The following is a 481-nucleotide window of genomic DNA, read 5'->3' as shown; positions in this document are numbered from 1 at the left end:
CTCCCCAACGGGGAGAGGGTGGCCGGAGCGAAGCGGAGGTCGGGTGAGGGGGCGGCGCCGACGGATCCGACCAAGAGAAAGGTCGGGGCAACCGCTCGCGCCCGAAAGCTGCGGGTTGACGAGACCGAGGCTGAATACAGGCTTTGGGGGGAGCTGAGAGACCGTCATCTCAATGGCTACAAATTTGTGAGGCAAGTGCCGCTTGGACCGTTCATCGCGGATTTTGTTTGTCGCGAGGTAAGCCTGATTGTCGAACTTGATGGTAGTCAGCACGCAGATTCTCCAACCGACCCTTCCAGGACAGCTTGGCTGAACGGACAAGGTTATTCGGCTCTCCGGTTCTGGAATCATGAGGTTTTGGCCGAACGTCGAGCGGTCCTGGATACGATCTTGGCTTGCCTTGACGGAAAGATTTCCACCCCCTCACCCGACCTCCGCTTCGCTCCGGCCACCCTCTCCCCGTTGGGGAGAGGGTGGCCGG

Annotated in this window: 1 protein-coding gene; it reads left to right on the top strand. The window is 60.7% G+C overall.

Annotation, left to right across the window (positions count from 1 at the left end; translation table 11 throughout):
• Positions 1 to 18 precede the first annotated feature (18 nt).
• Positions 19 to 481, top strand: a 463-nt coding sequence (locus tag EN994_RS34795; RefSeq protein ID WP_164746593.1) for an endonuclease domain-containing protein, incomplete at its 3' end; no start/stop codon positions are given.

Origin of the sequence: Mesorhizobium sp. M7A.F.Ca.CA.002.09.1.1, assembly GCF_003998555.1 — a bacterium.
GTDB classification, from domain to species: domain Bacteria; phylum Pseudomonadota; class Alphaproteobacteria; order Rhizobiales; family Rhizobiaceae; genus Mesorhizobium; species Mesorhizobium ciceri.
The sequence above is the reverse complement of the archived record's forward strand: the minus strand, read 5'-3'. Positions and strand labels throughout refer to the sequence as shown.